Source organism: Ruegeria sp. AK11, assembly GCF_056541095.1.
The window spans coordinates 108,210-128,088 of the sequence record NZ_JBQFXU010000005.1; the positions used below are offsets into that span (position 1 = coordinate 108,210).

Genomic DNA, 19,879 nt, shown 5'->3' on the forward strand with positions numbered 1-19,879 from the left:
CCGATGCGCTTGTACGCGATTTGCGTCTACCTTTTTCTCTATATTCCAATCGGCATCATCGCGCTTTTCAGCTTTAATGCCGGACGACACGCAAGCCAGTTCATGGGGTTCTCGACCCGATGGTATGGCAAAGCGCTCAACAACCCATTTGTTATGGACGCGCTCGAGACCAGTCTGCTTGCGGCATTCATAACTGCTTGCCTCGCATCCACACTCGGAACCATGGCGGCCATCGCTTTACAAGGGGTTAAGGGATGGCTCCGAACTTTATTCGATGCGATGATTTATATTGCGATAATGATACCAGGTATCGTCATCGGTATCGCGACACTCATTGCCCTGGTCACCGTATTTGGCTGGCTAAACCCGCTTCTTGCGAGCCTATGGCCCGATGGAGCAAATCCCCCGCAACTTTCCATGGGGATGCCCACGCTTGTCGCCGCACACACCATGTTCACAATGGCGCTGGTCATAATCATCGTACGTGCAAGGCTATCGGGTATGGACCGTGCCCTCATGGAAGCATCGGCTGACCTCTTTGCGACGCCCTGGGGCACCTTTCGGCAGGTGACCCTGCCGTTGATAGCACCGGCAATTTTGGCGGGCTTCCTGCTCAGCTTCACTTTCTCATTTGATGATTTCATCATAGCGTTCTTCGTAGCTGGCTCAGAAACAACCCTGCCTATCTACATATTCTCATCCATCCGGCGCGGCGTAACGCCCGAGATCAATGCCATCGGCACTATGGTTATGGGCGCGTCGCTCTTGTTGCTCGTTGCAGCGCAACTGCTTTTGCGCCGAGGCGCCTCAAAATCGAATAGTTAAATAAAGGAGCCAAGTGAAATGCGGCTTGCAGGTAAAGTCGCGCTCGTGACGGGCGCGGGATCAGGAATTGGTCGGGCGGGTTCAATGGCAATGGCACAAGAGGGTGCGCATGTTGTGGTAACGGATCGCGATGCAACACTTGCTGAAGCCACTGTGGCCGCGATCGTTGCGCAGGGGAATCAAGCATCTGCCATACAGCTTGATGTGACCGATGACGATGCCCTTACCAAAGCCATAGACGAAGCAGTAAAAAACTTCGGTCGGCTTGACGTGTTGCACTCTCATGCTGGGTTGCAGATCGAAGGAACGCTGGAAGAAGTGGAACCAGATGGAATGGATGCTTCTTGGGCATTGAATGTCCGCGCTCACTTCATTGCCGCGCGCGCAGCCGTCCCCCATATGAAATCACAAGGTGGAGGCAGCGTGATCGTCACGGCCTCCAATTCTGGGGTTCAATACGACCGGGGCATGATCGCCTATGCGACTACAAAGCACGCAGCTGTTGCGATGGTCCGGCAGATGGCAGCCGACTACGCCGTCCATGCAATCCGTTTCAATGCCCTTTGTCCAGGATTTGTAGACACCCCCTTCAATGCAGGCTTCGAAAAGCAGATGGGTGGCCGTGCCAAACTGGAAAGCTACATCGAGCAGGCGATCCCTATGAGTCGGTGGGCGACAGTTGAAGAGATTGGCCATGGGATCGTCTATTTAGCTTCAGATGAATCCGCTTTTATGACGGGGCAAGCCTTGGTTATCGATGGCGGTGAATGCATTTAGTGATGGGTTAGACCGCTCAAGAGAATGTCTATCGCCGCACTTCATTTTTGGTGAGCACATTTCAGTCCGCTTTGGGCTCAGCGCTGCCATTTTCTGCGATGAGCATGATTGACCGCTCGCAGCCCTAAGCGGCCCTTCAAATCCGAGCTTTGCAGTTACTGAAATGCGCGATCAAGCTGCCGGTTTTCCCAGCGCAACTTGGTTCCGGCACCGCTAATCTGGCAACCCTGCCCGGCGAAGCGCTTCAAAGTAACGTTCAGCGCCTTCTGAACCGCCATAGTCCACGTTGCTACGCCATTTCGAGATCGTTTCATCAGGTTCCATTTGCAGCATTTGCGCCAACGCCGCAGACGCCTTTTCAGGTTCCCCAAGCATAGCGTGAGCAGCGGCTCTCGTGCTGTGAAGTGCGGCATAGTTCTTTGAAAAGCGCAAACCTGCCTCAGCATAGGCGATAGCATCATGGTCTCGACCAAGCATTACGCAAGAGGTGGCGGCCCCTCCGGAAGCACCCACGAAAACGGCCCCATATCGGCCCAACCGGAGCGCCGTCTGAAAGCAGCTTAGTGCCATTTTAGGAAACCCGGCCCAGTTGTATCCCCAACCCATGAACAAATGCAGGCGGGCATCTAGTGGCGCTCGTTGCCGGATTTGCTCCAGCGCCACGGAAAGTCGATCCGCGTCCCCGTCGACATTGTAGTCAGCCACTGCAACACTCAGATCAAGCGTTGGGCTTTGACCCGCCATGTGTCGTCCGGCCTCGATCCAGTGTGGCAGCTTCTCGTAGTTGGATGACAGATCGCGTCGAAGATCATAGGTTCTCGCACCATTCATTGTCCAAATAGCTTCGGCATAAGCGGCGGCGAGGGTTGGTTTGGCCTCGATGGCCCTGGCGTGGTACGACAACGTCTCTTTATAGCTGTCGATGCTGGCCTCCGACCATGTGATCATGCCCATCAAGACGCACTGTTCGGCAGTCAGCTCGTCTTCAGGTAAAGCAGAGAGCTTTGCGGTCAGCGACTGGATCAAGATCCCGCTAACGGCATCCAACAGCTTTTCTACAACCTCGTCTTGCCAATCAAAGATAGCTTCGACCGAACCGTCGAACTTCTGAGTCCAGATTTCAGAACCAGAAGAGTCATTTAAGCGTGCTTCCAGACGCAATCGGTCGCCGTGTCCACGCAGCACGCCGCGAAGTGCATATCCCTCTGATGCTTCCGTGGAGGTTATTGCCGCGTTTAACCAGTTGATCGTCCGAAAATAAGAACCGAAATCTGAAGTGAGAGCTGCGGCCATTTCCTTGAGCTCAGCGCGTTGGTCGCTGCACGTGACAGGATGGATGGATAGCTTTGGCAAGCTCGTCTCTGTAAAAGAAGGCGAACTTTGCGGTGCACTCAGTTGTGGTCCATCGTGAATCCACACATCCAGGCTGCGTTGGATGTTCTTGAGCCTCTTCTTCCCAACTGCTTTGAAAGCGTCTGCCAGATTGTGTTCAAGGTTCAGATGTACGGGTTCAGAAATTGCGATACCACCGGTTGGCGCAATGCTCTCAAGCCGTGCGGCAATGTTCACACCGTCACCCAGGATGTCATCACCTTTTTCTGTGATGTCACCCACATGAACACCGATCCGCATGTTTATTAACGAGTATTCAGCCAACTGCTCTTGTAGCTGCATTGCTGCGGTTACAGCTTGCGCCGCGCTGTCAAATTGCACCAGCCAACCATCGCCCATGCTCTTCACGACACGACCTGATTGGCCGGCTATCGTTGGGGTGACGATGTCGCTTTCCAGGTGATCAAGCATTAGAATTGTGGCTTGCTCATCTTTGTGCATAAGCGCCGAATACCCAACGACATCCGCGGCTAGAATTGCCGCCAACCTTCGTTGCAACTGTTGTCCCTTGTTCGACATGCGTTCGACGATAGATGATGCGGCCCTCTACTCCAACTGCCTGAATGCGAGGTTCGCTCGGGGCTCTTTACTGATGCTCTCCGCCCTTGGCATCAGCGTCAGTTCGCGGTCCAATGCGGGGATAACCATCACTTGTAGATTGCCGCATAGCGAGGTGCGAAGAACTTGACGAAGGCTCTGACCTCGGGCCGGCGATAAGCTTCCGGCGAAATGAGCATCAGGTGCGGCACCGCAAGTTCGGGGATTTCGTCGAAGCACCGGATAAAGGAGTCGTCTGTTTCAACCAGTTTCACATTGCTGATCCCAAGGCCTTGGCCTGATCTGATCGCTGCATGCATCAGCTCGAGTTCAGTGAAAGACATAGCGATCTGGTCCGGTGCCACATGATTGGTCAACCATTCGTGGAATACATTCGGAACATCGTCCCGCTGAAAGGTAACAAACCGATGCCCGGCCAGATCATCGGTTGACTCCGGCAAGCCAAATTTGTCCGCGTAATTTCTGCTGCCGAACAAAGACCAGCGGGCCGTGCTGATCTTACGACAGATCAGGTCAGGATCGGGATCGGTTCGAGCCAGGCGCAACGCGATATCAGCCTCACCGGCCATCAGGTCCAGCGCCCGAACGCTGGACAAGAACTCGAATGCGACATCCTGATTGTCGGCAGAGAACTCGTTTACGATCTCAATCATGCGTGCAGAGAAGTTTGCTGAATAAGCTGTAATCCGGATGGGCTGTGTCGACGTCAATTCCTTCGCGCAATCGGCAAATTCGCGGACTGAAGCCTCGATTGCTTCGGCGAGAGGAACGAGGCGAAGGGCTTCTGGGGTTGGTTTGAACCCGTGCGTACCGCGCTCAAAAAGCGTTAAGCCTGTTTCTCTTTCGAGAACATCAATGCGTCGGGCAACCGTTGGTTGGGAGACCTTTAGCTTTCTAGAGGCCGCAAGCGTCGACCCTTCTCTGAAGACGGAGAGGAACACACGAATATCCGACCAATTTCGGAACCCATTCTTCATTTTTGTAGAACAGCACAATCTTGTGCCGGATACCAGAAAAACAGGTGAACAGTTACCTTTGTTGCGACAGCGCAAGTAACTCGGAAAGGAACATGAGATGGCTTCCCATACAATGTCACCCAGCATCTGGACCGTATTTGGTGGACTGTTCGGTTGGACCAAAAGAGCCTGCCCCGAAACCCGTAAGCCGCAGCCTACAGCCAACGATCTTCACGCGGAACGCGACTATATTAATGACGTGATCTGGAGTAATCCCGCTGCGTTTTCGAGTGAACTGGACGTGCAGAACATGATGAGTCTGTATCCAGGAAGGTTCTGACGACACTTGGTGACAATCGGCCAAATAAGGCAACGAGATCACATCCAAGGCAGTTGCGAGCTGTAAGTGACAGCTACGTAACCGCGTAGTGGCCTTCTCAGCTATGCGTCGTCGGCTATGATTGCATCGACTTCGATCTCGACCAACCATTCAGGGTTCACAAACCGATTGATCGCCATAATTGTGTCGACGGGTCGTGCATCGACGCAATACTTCTTCCTTGCCTCGATGGCTTCTTTCCAATTGTCGATATCTGTCAGTATGACTCGCGTCCGAACAATGTCTTGAATTCCGGAACCTGCCTGTTCGAGAGCCGCCTTGATGATTTCAAAGCACTGGGTTGTTTGGGCAAATACATCTCCGACCCCTACGGTCTTGCCTTCAGCATCGACAGGTGCGGTGCCGCCAACAGATATGTGTGGACCAACCCGAACTGCTCGGCTGAACCCAACGATTTCTTCCATCGGATTTCCATTTGAAACTAGCTGACGCATGGCATGAACCTCCTGTTTGTCCCAAGTATACCCATTTTGGCACGGCTTGTTCTTGGTTCAGGTGATGCTAGGGTTTTTTGGTAGAAAATACTGAGCATTAATGGAGGGTGGTTGGGATGGCTGATCCGTTTCAAGATGTAGATGCTGCGGGTGCGGAGTTCATTTCCGCATTTGCCGACTCGATGGACGCGCGTCAGGCCGATCCCACAATGGAAAAGATCGTTTAAAACTATCTGACCAAACTTGAGTTTGCCAAAGATAGCCTGACGGTTGAAGTCGGGTGCGGTGCGGGAGCTGTCACGCGCCGCATTGCGGAGAAGGCCAAACCCGCGCGGGTCATTGGTTTCGAGCCGTCTGTAGGCTTTGTGACCGAAGCAAGAGCGCGGGTTGGGGGCCACGACAATGTGGAGTTTGAGGTCGCTGGTGGAGCGTCGCTGCCCCTGGATGATGGCTCAGTTGATAACGTGATAATGCACACAGTGCTTACCCATGTTGCAGACCCGGAACCTCTTTTGACCGAAGCAGGGCGCGTTCTTGTCCCCCTCCTGGCGACGATCCGTTGCCCGTTTCAGGGCCGCTTCGGTCGGACGATAGCGCGACGAGTTCCCTTTGTTGGTCCCGCGCTCAATGGTCATGTAGCCCGCCGCCTCGACCTTGTTCAGCGCCCGCTTGACCGACTTGGCGTGCTTGCCGATGGCCGCGCCGATGGTCTCAAAAGATGGGCGGCTCTCGCCGGTCTCGTGGTCCGCATGGGCCAACGCCAAGTAGAGGGCGACGCGCAGGGCGTTGTCGTCCAACTCGTGGTCGGTGACCATCTCGAGCAGGAATTGCAGCTTGATCTTGCAGAAGGGCAGAAGCTCAGACATCGGCCCCTCCCGCGATTGCGATCACGGGCGCGATCTGGTATCCAGTCTGAGCAATCTTTTCGATTTGGCCGTTGACGCGGGTGCCAGCCCAGTCAGCGGCCTTTCGGTTTCTGAGGAGGCTGAACTCACCAAAAACCGCCTCAAAAGCCGCATAATCCGGACCGACCCTCAACAAGGGTCATAGCTAAACGGGCTAAGTATCTGGAATTATTGGTCGGAGTGAGAGGATTCGAACCTCCGGCCCCTGCCTCCCGAAGACAGTGCTCTACCAGACTGAGCTACACTCCGACCGTGGCGGGTGATCTATACGCGGCTTTGCCGATGCGCAAGAGGATTTTGAGAAGCGATCATCCTAATCTTCCGTCTTTGGATCGGTAACGGACGGGCTAAACAGGTCACGAGACTCTCATGGCAGCGGATCCGTTTTGTACAGACGGATCTTGGTGCCTCCGTGGTCCACGACCGGACCGGGCGCCAGCAAAGGCAGGCGGGTCGCCCGAGCCAAAGCCGGAGCGCTGGTCACAATCCCAACACGCCATCCTCGAAACCGGCTCATCAAAGATTTACCCAAGGCTCCGTAGACAGAGCGCAGACGCTTTTCATCTCCAATTCGCGCCCCGTAGGGAGGGTTCACAATGACCAGCCCGGCGGGTCCCGCAGGGGGTTTGATGTCACTGACGGAAAGCTGTTGAAAACGCGTGTTGGCGTTAACCTGCGCTCTATGGGCGTTGGCTGTTGCGGCTTCGATAGCTCCGGCGTTGCGGTCAGAGCCACAGAAGGTGAGAAAACACTCAGCGACCTCTGACTCGCTGCGCATGTCTTGCCAGCGGTCAGGGTCGAAGCCCGCAAGGTTTTCAAACGCAAAACTGCGGGACCGACCAGGGCGCAGCCCCAGGGCAATCTCGGCGGCTTCGATCACGAAAGTACCCGAACCGCACATCGGGTCCAACACCGGTTCATTGCCGCTAAATCCGCAGTCACGCAGAAACATGGCTGCCATCGTTTCGCGAATTGGCGCTTTGGCAATTGCTTCTTTATGACCACGCTTGTGCAAAAGCTCTCCAGAACTGTCGACGGAAAATGTACAGATGTCCTTTTCGATTCTCAGCAAGATCCTGACATCGGCGTCGGAAGATATCGGAGCGCCCAGAGTTTCGGATATCGCTTGTTCAACTCTCTGCCGTGCGGCACCGGCATGATATATTCTGGATTTGCGGCTGGTGGCCTCGACTTTGACCGGAACACCGGAGCGCAGGAACTCGCCCCACGGGAATTTGCGCGCACGTTTGTCCAATTGGGCTAAATGCACGGCAGGAAAACTGCCCAGACGAACCAGAACCTTGTTTGCACCGCGTAAGGTCAGGTTGGCGCGCCAGACCTCGGACCACGAACCACGGCAAATGACACCCCCTGGAATCGTCTTGACCTGAGCGAACCCGTTGGACTGCGCCTCGGCACAGAGGGGGGCTTCAAGGCCCGGGGTGGCAATCAGAAAGATTTCGAAGTCTGTGTCTTTTTTCATTCCGGTTGCTTACACTGGAAGTTCAGCGGGCGCGACACGCAATTTTGACCCGAATTTTTGGCCATCTTGAGGGAAAACTCCAAGATTTTGCAGTTTGATCTTAACTTTCGGCGGTAACAGGTTTGCGTTTGCGGGCATCCGCGCGTAAAGGGTCCGTGATCAGAAATACGCCTGCGGAATTTGGACCCGTTTCGACGCTTTTGCGATGGGCACCGGAAAAAACCGCGTTATTGCATGACCCCTAAAGGGTGTCGGCAGGGCTGGCGCAGGAAAGAGGCTTGGAAGAACGTAGCGGTATGCAAACTTTCAAACTTAAAAAAGGGTTGGACCTGCCAGTGGAAGGCGCTCCCGACCAAACCATTCATCCGGGTCCGGAATACTCGACCGTTGGTGTTCTGGGTGGGGACTACATTGGCCTGAAGCCAAAGATGCTGGTGCAGGAAGGTGATAGTGTCGAGCGGGGTACGCCGCTCTTTTGTCACAAAGATGCGCCTGACGCGATGATGGTCGCACCGGTGACTGGCAAGATTGTTGCCATCAACCGGGGTGCCCGCAGGGTGTTGCAGAGCGTCGTCATCGAAGTGTCCGACACCAATGACACGGGCTTGGATTTTTCGAGCGTGGGCGATGCGCATAGCGCCGAAGGCGTGACTGCAAAACTGTGCACCGCGGGTCTATGGACTTCATTCCGCACGCGGCCTTATTCGAAAATGCCGGAACCCGGTGCCAAACCGAACGCGATTTTCGTGACAGCCATGGACAGTGACCCATTGGCGGCTGATGCCGCCACGATCATTGCCGAGGCACCCGAGGCCTTTGCCGCTGGGTTGGTAGCAATCAGCAAGCTGACAGAGGGCAAAACCTATCTTTGCCAGAAACAAGGCGACACGATCCCCGGCGCGGATGTTGCCGGTGTCGAGGCCGTGGCGTTTTCCGGTCCACATCCATCGGGCCTGGCAGGAACGCATATTCACTTCCTCGAACCGATTGCGGGGGAAAAGCAAGTCTGGACTATCGGTTATCAGGACACCATCGCGATTGGCCGCCTGATGCAGACCGGGCGTCTGGATCCGAGTGTTGTGATCGCCTTGACCGGGCCCGGTGCGCGTCAGCCGCGTTTGATCCGCACCGTGATGGGCGCGTCCACGGACGACTTGACACGAGGTGAGGTAAGTGTGGACGGAACGCCCCGCATTATCTCGGGTTCGATCCTGTCGGGTCAACATGCCGACGGACCGACCGCATATCTGGGCCGGTTTGCCCGTCAAATCTGTATCATCCGAGAGGATCACGATCAGATTCCGATGGGTTGGATCCGGCCAATGCCTTCCAAGTATTCCGTCCAGCCAGTATTGGGCTCGGCCTTTTCCAGAAAACTCTATGCTTTTACGTCCAACCTGAACGGTGGCCGCCGTGCAATGGTGCCAACAGGCGTGTTCGAAGAGTTGATGCCGCAGGATTACCTGCCCACACAATTGCTTCGGGCCTTGCTGGTGATGGATACGGATACGGCTCAGGCACTGGGTGCGCTTGAACTGGACGAAGAGGATCTGGGCCTTGTGGGCTTTGCCTGTCCGGCGAAATACGAATACGGGCTGGCACTGCGCGACTGCCTGAACAAGATTGAAAAGGAGGGCTGATCCGAATGGGATTGCGTAACTTCTTTGACCGGATCGAGCCGAACTTTACCAAGGGCGGCAAGTACGAGAAGCTTTTTCCGATCTACGAGATGGTGGAAAGCTTCATCTACACTCCGAAAACCGTAACCACCGTTGCTCCTCATGCGCGGTCTTATGTAGATATGAAGCGGATCATGACATATGTCGTGATTGCCACTATTCCTTGCATCCTGTGGGGAATGTGGAACACCGGTTATCAGGCAAATTCGGCCATTGCCGCGCTTGGCCCAGAGTCGGCAACCGGCTGGCGAATTGCAATTCTTCAGGTTTTTGGCATTTCGCTTAGTCCGGACAGCATCTTTGCCAATGTCATGCACGGGCTCATGTACTTCCTGCCGATCTATGTCGTCACGCTGGTGGCAGGCGGTATTTTTGAGGTCATTTTCGCAACGGTCCGCGGGCATGAGGTGAATGAAGGCTTTCTTGTCACTTCGATGCTTTACGCCCTGATCATGCCAGCAACTACGCCTCTGTGGCAGGTTGCCCTGGGAATTATTTTTGGTGTCGTGATCGGCAAAGAGGTTTTCGGTGGCACTGGTAAGAACTTCCTCAACCCTGCCTTGGTGGGGCGGGCGTTTTTGTATTTTGCCTATCCTGCGCAGATGTCGGGCGATGCCGTGTGGACCCCGGTCGACGGGTTTTCCGGTGCGACGGCTCTGGCTGTGTCGGCTGCCGAAGGCTATCAGGCGCTGGCCGCTGACGGTATCACCTGGTGGAGCGCGTTTTATGGCACCATCCAAGGCAGTATAGGGGAAACCTCGACGCTGGCCTGCATCATCGGTCTGGCCTTCCTGCTGATCACCAAGATCGCCAACTATCGGCTGATTGTGGGATGTCTGGCAGGCACAATTGCGTTCACCTGGCTGCTGAACCTGATCGGGTCCGAGACGAACCCGATGTTCGCTATGCCCTGGTACTGGCATGTCGTATTGGGTGGTTACGCCTTTGGTCTGGCTTTCATGGTGACCGAGCCGGTCTCGGCCAGCCACACCAATGCCGGTCGCTATGTCTATGGCGCCCTGATTGGTGTCATGGTTGTGTTAATACGTGTGATCAACCCAGCCTTTCCCGAAGGTATGATGCTGGCCATACTGTTCGGCAACGTCTTTGCACCGCTGATCGATTATTTTGTCGTTCAGGCCAACATCAAACGGAGGGCGCGTCGCCATGTCTGATACGCAATCCCCTGAACGCAAGGGCGCGATTGCCCGGTTTCTGGCGGCCTCACCAGATTCAGTTGGCAAAACGATCTTTATTGCTGTTGCGGTCTGTCTCGTTGCCTCGATGATCGTGTCGGCCGCCGCGGTCAGCCTGCGCCCGGTGCAGGAGGCCAACAAGCTGAAGGACAAGCAGGTCAATATCCTGCAGGTGGCGGGGGTGTATGAACCCGGCGTCAATGTCACCGAAGCATTTACCGCATTCGAGCCGCATGTGCTGGACCTGGCAACGGGCGATTTTGTGGACGATCAGTTCGAGCCGGCCACCTTTGACGATTTGGCCGCTGCCGGCGATCCGGACCTGAGCGTCGCGCTTGACGACGATCCCGCAGGCATTGGTCGCAAGGCAAAGTATCGGGTCATCTATCTGCTGCGCGACGACAGCGGAGCGTTGGACAAGGTGATCCTGCCGCTGCATGGCTATGGGTTGTGGTCTACGCTCTACGGCTTCATCGCGCTGGAAAAGAACGGCAACGACATTTTCGGCCTGCAATTCTATCAGCATGGTGAGACACCGGGTTTGGGTGCTGAGGTGGACAATCCGCGCTGGAAGACGTTGTGGAACGGCAAGAAGCTGCGCGACGACGCGGGAGTGTTGCAGATCACCGTCGCCAAGTCGCAGCCTGCGGCCGGGCCCGACTATTACATCGACGCCCTGGCAGGTGCGACCCTGACCACTGTCGGTGTCGACAACCTGGTGAGGTTCTGGATGGGCGATGCGGGTTACGCTCCGTTCCTGGCCAAGCTGCAAGCAGGAGAGATCTGATGTCTCAGACCAAGAAAGAGCTGTTGGTCGACCCCCTTGTCGACAACAACCCAATCACCCTGCAAGTGCTGGGCATCTGTTCGGCTCTGGCGGTGACTTCGTCGTTGCAGGTGGCCTTTGTGATGGCGCTGGCGGTGACCTTTGTGACCGCGTTTTCGTCGATGTTCATTTCGATTTTGCGAAACCAGATTCCTGGTTCGATCCGAATCATCGTGCAGATGGTGATCATCGCTTCGCTTGTGATTTTGGTGGATCAGATCCTCAAGGCGTATGCCTTTCAGATTTCCAAGACTTTGTCTGTGTTCGTCGGCCTGATCATCACCAACTGTATCGTTATGGGCCGAGCCGAGGCATTCGCTATGAAAAATCCGCCGGTAGCATCGTTCATCGACGGTTTGGGCAACGGCATGGGCTATGGCCTGATCCTGATGCTGGTGGGCATCATCCGCGAACTGTTTGGATCGGGCAGCCTGTTCGGGGTGACAATCCTGCAAACGGTCAACAATGGCGGGTGGTACGTGCCCAACGGCCTGTTGCTGCTGCCGCCGTCGGCGTTCTTTGTGATCGGCCTGCTAATCTGGGCTTTCCGCACGTGGAAGCCGAACCAGGTCGAAGAACGTGAATACAAAATCCAGCAGGTAGAGGCGCACTGATGGAAGGGCTTATCTCTCTGGCCGTGAAGGCCGTATTTATCGAAAACCTCGCGCTCAGCTTTTTCCTTGGCATGTGTACCTTCATCGCCGTGTCGAAAAAGATTTCGACTGCCATCGGGCTGGGAATATCAGTCATGGTGGTGCAGGCCATCACCGTGCCCGCCAACAACCTGTTGCTGTCCTTCCTGCTGAAACCGGGCGCATTGGCATGGGCCGGGTTCCCGGACGTGGATCTGACCTTTCTCGGGCTGATTTCCTACATCGGTGTGATTGCAGCGATGGTTCAGATCCTCGAGATGATCCTCGATAAGTATTTTCCACCCCTCTACAACGCGCTGGGGATCTTCCTGCCTTTGATCACTGTGAACTGTGCCATTCTGGGTGGTTCGCTGTTCATGGTCGAACGCGACTATAATTTTGCCGAGGCGACCACCTATGGCATCTCATCCGGTTTCGGCTGGGCGCTGGCGATCACCGCGATGGCAGGCGTGCGCGAAAAGCTGAAATACTCGGATGTGCCGGACGGGCTTCAGGGGCTGGGCATCACCTTTATCACTGCCGGGCTGATGGCGATGGCCTTTATGTCCTTCTCGGGCGTGAAACTGTAAGGGGGGCGTGAGAATGGAAACCTTTTCGCTCGGCGTTGTCCTGTTCACCCTGATCGTTCTGGCGCTGGTGGCCATCATTATGGCTGCACGTTCCAAGCTGGTGTCGACCGGCAACGTCAACATCACCATCAACGGTGAAAAGACTATCTCGGTTCCGGCTGGTGGCAAACTGCTGCAAACATTGGCGGCCGAAAAACTGTTTGTTCCGTCAGCCTGCGGTGGTGGTGGTACCTGTGCCCAGTGCCGCGTGAAAGTGCATTCGGGTGGCGGTTCGATCCTGCCGACCGAAGAAAGCCATATCACAAAGCGCGAAGCCTCCTGTGGCGACCGTCTGTCCTGTCAGGTGGCGGTCAAGCAGGACATGGAAATCGAAGTTCCAGAAGAGGTCTTCGGCGTCAAGAAATGGGAATGCACCGTTCGCTCGAACGAGAATGTCGCGACCTTTATCAAGGCCCTTACCCTAGACCTGCCCGAAGGTGAGGACGTGAATTTCCGCGCCGGTGGCTACATCCAGATCGAAGCGCCTGCTCATCAGTTGAAATACACTGATTTCGACGTGCAGGAAGAATATCGCGAGGATTGGGATCGCTTCAATCTGTGGCAATACGAGTCGGTTGTGAACGAACCTATCGAGCGCGCCTATTCGATGGCCAACTATCCGGATGAAAAGGGCATGATCATGCTTAACGTCCGGGTTGCTTCACCGCCTCCGGGCTCAGAAGGAATTCCGGCGGGACAGATGTCGTCCTACATCTTTAACCTGAAGCCGGGCGACAAAGTCACAATCTCGGGTCCATTTGGCGAGTTTTTCGCACGTGAAACCAAGAAGGAAATGGTCTTCATCGGTGGTGGCGCCGGTATGGCACCGATGCGCAGCCACATCTTTGACCAGCTCAAACGCCTTGAGAACCGCGACCGCAAGATCAGTTTCTGGTACGGTGCGCGGTCCAAGAAAGAGATGTTCTTTGTCGAGGATTTCGACCAACTGGCGGAAGAGTTCGACAATTTTGAATGGCATGTCGCTCTGTCGGATGCCCAGCCCGAGGATGAGTGGAAAGGCTATACCGGCTTCATCCACAACGTTCTGTTCGACGAATACCTCAAGAACCACCCGGCACCCGAGGATTGTGAATACTACATGTGTGGGCCGCCAATCATGAACCAGTCGGTTATCAACATGCTTCTGGATCTGGGCGTGGATCGCGAAGACATCATGCTCGACGATTTTGGCGGGTAACTAAAGTAACCGGCGCTGTGTGCGCCGGTTTTTTTTCATTCCGGCGCCAGATCGACCTATTTTCCGTAGTAGTCCCGATACCAGGCGACGAACTGCGCGATACCGTCCTTCAGGTCGGTATGCGGGCGATAATTCGTCAGCCGCTGCAGCAGCCGATTGTCAGCCCAGGTGGCATGAACATCGCCCATCTGCATTGGCATGAAGTTTTTGACCGCTTTCTGGCCAACAGCCTTTTCGATGGCTTCTATGAAATCCATCAGACGCACCTTGTCTCCGTTGCCAATGTTGACGATGCGGTACGGTGCAACGGGCGACAAGCTGTCACCATCTTCGATATCCGCGCGGCTGGTCGGGCGGACCGGCGGAACATCGATCAGCAACCTGATCCCACGCACAAGGTCTTCTACATGCGTGAAGTCGCGATACATGTCGCCATGATTGTAGATGTCGATTGGTCTGCCATCCAGTATCGCAGCGACGAATTTGAAATAGGCCAGATCGGGGCGCCCCCAAGTGCCGTAAACGGTAAAAAACCGAAACATGGTGGTCGGCAAATCCCACAGATGGGCATAGGAATGCCCCATCGCCTCATTCGCCTTTTTGGTGGCGGAGTAGATCGTCAGTTGGGTGTCGGCTTTTTCTGTTTCGATGAACGGCATGTCCTCGTTTGCACCGTAGATTGATGAGGTCGACGCCATCAAAAGGTGTTCCACTTTGTGCTGACGCGCGATTTCCATCACATTGAACGTGCCCACAACGTTCGACTCGATATAGCTGCGAGGATATTCAAGGCTGTGCCGCACGCCTGCCTGCGCGGCCAGATGGACGATGACATCGGGCTGAAACTCCTCAGCGACCTGCACAAGACGGTCAAAGTTTTCCAAACGGTCTTCAGTTGCCGTAAATCCCGGGGTTTGAAGCAGTATCTGATGTCGACGCTGTTTCAGGGTCACATCATAATAGTCGGTAATCCCGTCATAGCCATGTACCTGAAACCCTTCTGCCAGAAGCAATTTGGCCAGATGGAATCCGATGAACCCGGCAGAACCTGTAATCAAAACTCGTTTCATAAAACCCTCAGAACTCACTGCAAATTCATCGCTGATCGAAAGGCGTTGATCCTATCATCAGATCAACTGCTTGCGAACATCCTGCGGGCCATATCGGACAATCTAAGGCTCGTGGTCAACACTTTGCCTACTCAAACAGTTGTTGATTGCGACCACTACGCAGGGCAGGTAGGGATCAAATGCCATGATAAAAGACTGGATCAGACGGCGGTTCCAATCCGCGGCGAAGGAAAGCACCAATGCGATGCTATGCGACGTGGCACCCGCGGAAAAGGTGACAGCTGTCGGTGATATTCACGGCCGTCTTGATTTGCTTCAGGCGGTTTTGCCACGACTCGACGATCAAAGCCCGCTGGTCTTTCTGGGCGATTACATCGATCGGGGGGCATACAGCGCGCAGGTACTACGGCATTTGCATCACCTGAGTGAGGCGTCAGACGGGCGGGTTCAATGCCTGCTTGGCAATCACGAAGAGATGCTGCTGCAGTTTGTAAACGACCCGGAACGATACGCCAGGCTTTGGTTTCATAACGGCGGAGCGGAAACTTTGGCATCTTTCGGTCTCGAATGTCCCGACGAGTTGGACAGTGGCAAGCATCTGCCTGAACTGGCAGAGCGTCTGCGGCACAAGATGGGCGACAGCTTGCTGGACTGGCTTGAAAATCTGCCGCTGACCTGGACCAGCGGCAACGTCACCTTTGTCCACGCGGCACTTGATCCGCGGCAATCCATTCAATCCCAGGATCGCCAGATCTGTCTTTGGGGTCATCCGATGTTTCCACGGCTTGCACGCAGCGACGCGCAATGGGTTGTTCACGGTCATACTATTGTAAGCCACCCCCAGATTAGAAACCGGGTTGTGTCGATCGATACAGGTGCCTTTGCCTCAGGCAGATTAACTGCCGCTGAAATAAACGGCGGCAGTGTCAGGTTTTTTTCAACCGGTTGAAACTATCCTACGATCATCTGCTTCATGCGAAGCGCTTCATACTCCAATTCCCTCAGACGGAAATGCACCACGTCACCGATAGTGATGACACCGCACAAATTGCCATCACGCAGAACCGGCATATGGCGGAAACGCCCTTCGGTCATGGTTTTCAGCACGTCATTCAGCGTATCCTCGGGCGTACAGGCCTTTACATCCCTGGTCATCAGGTCTTCGACCGACTGTGGCAGGGTCTGTCCGGGCGTATCGGCCATGCGACGCACGATGTCGCGTTCCGACAAGATCCCTTGCAATGCCCCGTTCTGATCTGTCACCAGAACAGCGCCAATCCGCTTTTCCTTGAGCGTGTTCACCACCGAATGGATGGTATCATTAGGCCGCACCGAAAACACCGCATCCCCTTTACCCTCAAGCAACTTGGCCACGGTCGTCTGCGAATGCGACAGGTTTGATTCCGCTGATTGGCTGTAGGTTGTCTTGTCAGCCTTGTCACCGCGCGACGGCGACTGGTAAGAGGTTGGAGCCATGGGCAATCTCCTTTTGGTTCTTGCAAAGTCTTTCCCTTTCACCTTAGCGCAGCTAAACGACCTGTATAGGGTACAATTGCACGAGTTGGCCGAACGCAGGTCAGCAAAGGGAGCTTAAGCCTTTGAATGAACTCTATCTTACGCCCCCGGTTGCCGCGCTGATCTTCTTTGCGGCTGTCGTGTGCGGTCACAACTTTCGCATGGCGTGGAAGCAACAGCAGCCCGGGTGGCGCAAACGCGCGTGGTTGTTTGGTATTCCGGCCGGAACTGGTCTTTTGCTGTTGGGTTTCCTTCCGCTGAAACTGTAATGCCAATTTGACTCTGGCTGGGACCGCTGGCATATGCCGGGCACAGAATGTCCCGGAGATAGCCCAATGCGTCTTTTACCCGTGCTGGCCTTTTTCACCCTTCTTTCAGGCTGTCTTTTTGACAAGGAACCCGAAGTGGTCCGTCTGTCTGGTGAGACAATGGGCACGACCTACAAAATCACCGCAATTGGCGAAGACCTTGACGAAGACGCACTGGCTTCTGCTGTCAGTGAAAAGCTGGCAGCCGTGAATGCCAAGATGTCCAACTGGGATCCGAACTCCGAGGTTTCCGTTTTTTCCGCGTCGTCCAGCACAGATCCAATGCCTATTTCCGACGAATTTGCGCTGGTTCTTTCGGCGGCGAACGAAGTGCACGCAAAATCCGGTGGCATTTTCGACGTAACCCTCGGCCCTTTGATCGAACTTTGGGGTTTTGGCCCACGCAAACCCGAGGACCCGGTGCCATCGGATGCCGATATCAACACCGCGCTGAGCGGTGTAGGTCAGGGCCGCCTGCTGAAGCTCGATACAGATGCTGGCACGCTTGCCAAGTCAAACGCCAGTGTGGGCATTAACCTTTCGGCGATTGCAAAAGGTTATGGAATTGACGCTGTTGCGGAAACCTTGCAGGCCGCTGGCATCGAAAACTATCTGGTTGAAATCGGCGGCGATCTTGTGACCAAGGGTAAGAATGACAAGGGCGAAGCGTGGCTCATTGGCATCGAAAAACCTGAAACGGGTTCGCAAACTATCCAGTTGATCGTTTCTCTGGATGACAGGGGTATGGCCAGCTCGGGCGATTACAGGAACTTCTTTGAAAAAGATGGTGTGCGCTATTCGCATATCATCGATCCGACAACAGGCCGCCCGATCACGCACCGCACCACTTCGGTCACCGTGCTGGCCGAAAACGCGATGATGGCCGATGCCTGGGCAACAGCCATGCTGGCCTTGGGTCAGGAAAAAGGTCTTGCTTTGGCGGAGAAACATAAACTTGCCGTGTATTTCATCTCGCGGGATGTGACAGGCGGCGAAGATGCCTATATCACTGCCCATAGTGCGGGGTTCAAAGACGCGCTGGGATCGAACTGACTGTTGGAGCTGAGATGAGTACCTTTATTCTGGCCTTCATTCTTCTCGCTCTCGTCATGGTGGGCATGTCATTGGGTGTCATGCTGATGGGAAAGACCATCAAAGGCAGCTGCGGTGGTCTAAACGCGATCTCGGGCGCTGACAAATGCGTTGTCTGCCAAAAAGACATCGACCCCGACAGCCCACTGCGCGACAAGCTGCAATGTAAACGCGCCAAGAAGATGCTGGAACAAATGGACCGTCAGGCCTGACGCAGGTTTTGCTTCGTTCTGCGGATAGAAGGGGCTAACTAGGCCCTCGTGACTTTTGGGGAAGGGCGTCAACTTGGCCAAGGCAAACAACATCCTGTTCATCATGTTCGACCAGCTGCGCTGGGATTATCTGAGCTGTTACGGCCATCCACATCTGCATACTCCAAATATCGATCGTCTGGCTGCCAAAGGCGTGCGCTTCAACCGCGCCTATATCCAATCACCGATCTGCGGCAGCTCTCGCATGTCCACCTACACAGGGCGCTATGTGCATTCTCACGGCGCGTCGTGGAACGGAATTCCGTTGAAAGTCGGCGAGATAACGATGGGTGATCACCTGCGGAAGGCGGGGATGGATTGCTGGCTGGTCGGCAAAACCCATATGCGTGCAGACGCCGAAGGGATGGCGCGGCTTGGTCTGGAACCTGACAGCTTGATAGGTGCGCGCGTCGCCGAATGTGGGTTTGACGTATATGAAAGGGATGACGGTATGCTGCCCGAAGGTCCGGATGGGTATTATGACCCGGACGGGGCAAAGGAATACAACAAGTTCCTGAAAGCAAAGGGGTATGAGAGTGACAATCCCTGGCATGACTTTGCCAATTCCGGACTGGATGCGGATGGCAACGTTCTGTCTGGCTGGTTTCTGAAGAATTCACCCGAAGCCGCGAATATTGCCGAGGAAGACAGCGAAACGCCCTATCTGACCGGGCGCGGGATCGAGTTCATGGAAACGCATGATGGCCCGTGGTGCTGCCATCTGAGCTTTATCAAGCCGCATTGGCCGTACATCGTACCGGACCCATACGCCTCGATGTATGGGCCGGAACATGTGTTGCCTGTGGTGCGATCCGAGGCGGAACGTCAGAATGCGCATCCCGTGCTCAAAGCCTTCATGGACACAAAGATCGGCCAGACCTTTTCGCGGCAGGATGTGCGTGAGGCGGTTATCCCAGCCTATATGGGGCTGATCAAGCAAGCCGATGACCAGATGGGCCGCCTGTTGGATTGGTTGGAGAGAGCCGGGCGGATGGAAAACACGATGATCGTGTTGACATCAGACCACGGTGATTTTCTGGGCGATCACTGGATGGGGGAGAAGACCTTTTTCCACGACGCCTCAACCAGAGTGCCGTTGATCATTTATGACCCGTCGCCCGAGGCGGACGCGACACGTGGCACAGTCAGCGATGCGCTTGTAGAATCCATCGACCTTGCACCGACCTTTGTCGATGCGGCTGGTGGGGAAGTGGCGACGCATATTCTGGAAGGTCACTCCCTGCTGCCCATCCTTTATGGGGAGGTGGACACGTTGCAACGCGATGTGGTGATCTGCGAATATGACTACTCGGCTTCGCCAATCGCAAATGTTTTGGACATGTCCGTCCGCGATGCGGTGATGTTCATGGTCGCAAGCAAGAAATGGAAACTGATCCATTGTGAAGGTGGGTACCGGCCAATCCTGTTCGATTTGGAGAATGACCCTGATGAGTTGAACGATCTGGGTGACAGCGCCGAACATGCCGGTGTAATCGCCGAAATGTACGAGCACCTGTTCGCCTGGACGCGGCGGGCGTCACAGCGCACGACCCGGTCCGAGCAGCAATTGATTGAAATGCGCACCAAAAGCCGGGGCAGGGGTGTTGTTCTGGGCGTTTATGATGAAAACGATGCACCACTGGATCTGACAGTCAAATACCGCAATCGCAAGGTGCGCCCTTTCCAAAGCTATCTGAAGGACTAACACCTCTGTGTTGGTTATAATTGTACATCATTGCAAAAGGCGGTTCAC

General features: G+C 55.0%; 20 protein-coding genes, 1 tRNA gene and 1 pseudogene. 14 read left to right on the forward strand and 8 right to left on the reverse strand.

What is annotated here, in order from left to right:
• Positions 1 to 3: 3 nt before the first annotated feature.
• Complete coding sequence (locus ACR0D9_RS13635; protein WP_171176822.1) at positions 4 to 825, forward strand: ABC transporter permease; 822 nt, start codon at positions 4 to 6, stop codon at positions 823 to 825.
• 18 nt (positions 826 to 843) lie between these two features.
• On the forward strand, positions 844 to 1,602 hold the full coding sequence (locus ACR0D9_RS13640; RefSeq protein WP_170463241.1) for an SDR family NAD(P)-dependent oxidoreductase: 759 nt from the start codon (positions 844 to 846) through the stop codon (positions 1,600 to 1,602).
• Between the two features lie 213 nt (positions 1,603 to 1,815).
• Here ACR0D9_RS13640 and ACR0D9_RS13645 read toward each other — a convergent pair whose 3' ends face one another.
• The 3 genes from ACR0D9_RS13645 to ACR0D9_RS13655 form a co-directional block, all read right to left on the reverse strand.
• Positions 1,816 to 3,513: an adenylate/guanylate cyclase domain-containing protein gene (locus tag ACR0D9_RS13645; RefSeq protein ID WP_480483680.1), complete on the reverse strand. Its 1,698-nt coding sequence runs from the start codon at positions 3,511 to 3,513 to the stop codon at positions 1,816 to 1,818.
• Between the two features lie 128 nt (positions 3,514 to 3,641).
• Positions 3,642 to 4,655: a LysR family transcriptional regulator gene (locus ACR0D9_RS13650; protein ID WP_480483681.1), complete on the reverse strand. Its 1,014-nt coding sequence runs from the start codon at positions 4,653 to 4,655 to the stop codon at positions 3,642 to 3,644.
• Positions 4,656 to 4,949: 294 nt separating this feature from the next.
• Positions 4,950 to 5,342, reverse strand: coding sequence for a RidA family protein (locus tag ACR0D9_RS13655; protein ID WP_480432013.1), 393 nt, complete (start codon positions 5,340 to 5,342; stop codon positions 4,950 to 4,952).
• Between the two features lie 308 nt (positions 5,343 to 5,650).
• On the opposite strand from ACR0D9_RS13655, the pseudogene ACR0D9_RS13660 reads away from it, so the two are divergent.
• A pseudogene (locus ACR0D9_RS13660) lies at positions 5,651 to 5,824 on the forward strand (methyltransferase domain-containing protein); the annotation flags it as partial.
• On the opposite strand, the gene ACR0D9_RS13665 reads toward ACR0D9_RS13660, so the two are convergent.
• The 3 genes from ACR0D9_RS13665 to ACR0D9_RS13675 form a co-directional block, all read right to left on the reverse strand.
• Entirely contained in the window at positions 5,795 to 6,208 is a 414-nt protein-coding gene (locus ACR0D9_RS13665; protein WP_480483682.1) for a helix-turn-helix domain-containing protein, read from the reverse strand. The pseudogene ACR0D9_RS13660 and the gene ACR0D9_RS13665 sit on opposite strands and share 30 nt — an antisense overlap.
• Positions 6,209 to 6,419: 211 nt before the next feature.
• Positions 6,420 to 6,496, reverse strand: a tRNA-Pro gene (locus ACR0D9_RS13670).
• A 118-nt stretch (positions 6,497 to 6,614) separates the two neighbouring features.
• A complete protein-coding gene (locus ACR0D9_RS13675; protein WP_480487447.1) occupies positions 6,615 to 7,730 on the reverse strand; it encodes a THUMP domain-containing class I SAM-dependent RNA methyltransferase in 1,116 nt (371 codons plus the stop codon).
• A gap of 296 nt (positions 7,731 to 8,026) precedes the next feature.
• Between ACR0D9_RS13675 and ACR0D9_RS13680 the strand changes: the two genes are divergently transcribed.
• The 6 genes from ACR0D9_RS13680 to nqrF are packed head-to-tail and all read left to right on the forward strand — an operon-like array spanning position 8,027 to position 13,890.
• Positions 8,027 to 9,370, forward strand: a complete 1,344-nt coding sequence (locus tag ACR0D9_RS13680; protein ID WP_480487449.1) for a Na(+)-translocating NADH-quinone reductase subunit A — start codon at positions 8,027 to 8,029, stop codon at positions 9,368 to 9,370.
• Between the two features lie 5 nt (positions 9,371 to 9,375).
• Positions 9,376 to 10,584: an NADH:ubiquinone reductase (Na(+)-transporting) subunit B gene (locus ACR0D9_RS13685; protein ID WP_480477168.1), complete on the forward strand. Its 1,209-nt coding sequence runs from the start codon at positions 9,376 to 9,378 to the stop codon at positions 10,582 to 10,584.
• Positions 10,577 to 11,392, forward strand: coding sequence for a Na(+)-translocating NADH-quinone reductase subunit C (locus ACR0D9_RS13690; RefSeq protein WP_480487451.1), 816 nt, complete (start codon positions 10,577 to 10,579; stop codon positions 11,390 to 11,392). Before ACR0D9_RS13685 ends, ACR0D9_RS13690 begins: the two co-directional genes overlap by 8 nt.
• Positions 11,392 to 12,045: an NADH:ubiquinone reductase (Na(+)-transporting) subunit D gene (locus tag ACR0D9_RS13695; protein ID WP_209507137.1), complete on the forward strand. Its 654-nt coding sequence runs from the start codon at positions 11,392 to 11,394 to the stop codon at positions 12,043 to 12,045. Before ACR0D9_RS13690 ends, ACR0D9_RS13695 begins: the two co-directional genes overlap by 1 nt.
• Positions 12,045 to 12,653 carry an NADH:ubiquinone reductase (Na(+)-transporting) subunit E gene (gene nqrE, locus ACR0D9_RS13700; RefSeq protein ID WP_209507136.1) on the forward strand — a complete coding sequence of 203 codons (609 nt, stop codon included), beginning with the start codon at positions 12,045 to 12,047 and terminating at the stop codon, positions 12,651 to 12,653. The genes ACR0D9_RS13695 and nqrE overlap by 1 nt, the downstream gene beginning before the upstream one ends.
• Positions 12,654 to 12,666: 13 nt before the next feature.
• Positions 12,667 to 13,890 carry an NADH:ubiquinone reductase (Na(+)-transporting) subunit F gene (gene nqrF, locus ACR0D9_RS13705; protein ID WP_480483686.1) on the forward strand — a complete coding sequence of 408 codons (1,224 nt, stop codon included), beginning with the start codon at positions 12,667 to 12,669 and terminating at the stop codon, positions 13,888 to 13,890.
• A gap of 56 nt (positions 13,891 to 13,946) precedes the next feature.
• Here the strand turns inward: nqrF and ACR0D9_RS13710 are convergent, their stop codons facing one another.
• Entirely contained in the window at positions 13,947 to 14,960 is a 1,014-nt protein-coding gene (locus ACR0D9_RS13710; RefSeq protein ID WP_480483687.1) for an NAD-dependent epimerase/dehydratase family protein, read from the reverse strand.
• 184 nt (positions 14,961 to 15,144) lie between these two features.
• Here ACR0D9_RS13710 and ACR0D9_RS13715 point away from each other — a divergent pair, with 184 nt between their 5' ends.
• The gene (locus tag ACR0D9_RS13715) at positions 15,145 to 15,909 is read left to right on the forward strand and encodes a metallophosphoesterase family protein (RefSeq protein ID WP_480483688.1); all 765 of its coding nucleotides are present in this window, start codon (positions 15,145 to 15,147) and stop codon (positions 15,907 to 15,909) included.
• 2 nt (positions 15,910 to 15,911) lie between these two features.
• On the opposite strand, the gene ACR0D9_RS13720 is transcribed toward ACR0D9_RS13715, so the two are convergent.
• Complete coding sequence (locus ACR0D9_RS13720) at positions 15,912 to 16,436, reverse strand: CBS domain-containing protein (RefSeq protein WP_480483689.1); 525 nt, start codon at positions 16,434 to 16,436, stop codon at positions 15,912 to 15,914.
• Between the two features lie 122 nt (positions 16,437 to 16,558).
• Here ACR0D9_RS13720 and ACR0D9_RS13725 point away from each other — a divergent pair, with 122 nt between their 5' ends.
• From ACR0D9_RS13725 to ACR0D9_RS13740, 4 genes are all read left to right on the forward strand, one after another.
• On the forward strand, positions 16,559 to 16,744 hold the full coding sequence (locus ACR0D9_RS13725) for a hypothetical protein (protein ID WP_480483690.1): 186 nt from the start codon (positions 16,559 to 16,561) through the stop codon (positions 16,742 to 16,744).
• Positions 16,745 to 16,810: 66 nt separating this feature from the next.
• Positions 16,811 to 17,836, forward strand: a complete 1,026-nt coding sequence (locus tag ACR0D9_RS13730) for an FAD:protein FMN transferase (protein WP_480483691.1) — start codon at positions 16,811 to 16,813, stop codon at positions 17,834 to 17,836.
• Positions 17,837 to 17,850: 14 nt separating this feature from the next.
• Positions 17,851 to 18,087 (forward strand): (Na+)-NQR maturation NqrM, encoded by a 237-nt coding sequence (gene nqrM, locus ACR0D9_RS13735; protein WP_267366293.1) that lies wholly within the window; start codon positions 17,851 to 17,853, stop codon positions 18,085 to 18,087.
• Between the two features lie 73 nt (positions 18,088 to 18,160).
• On the forward strand, positions 18,161 to 19,831 hold the full coding sequence (locus tag ACR0D9_RS13740) for a sulfatase-like hydrolase/transferase (RefSeq protein WP_480487459.1): 1,671 nt from the start codon (positions 18,161 to 18,163) through the stop codon (positions 19,829 to 19,831).
• Positions 19,832 to 19,879 lie beyond the last annotated feature (48 nt).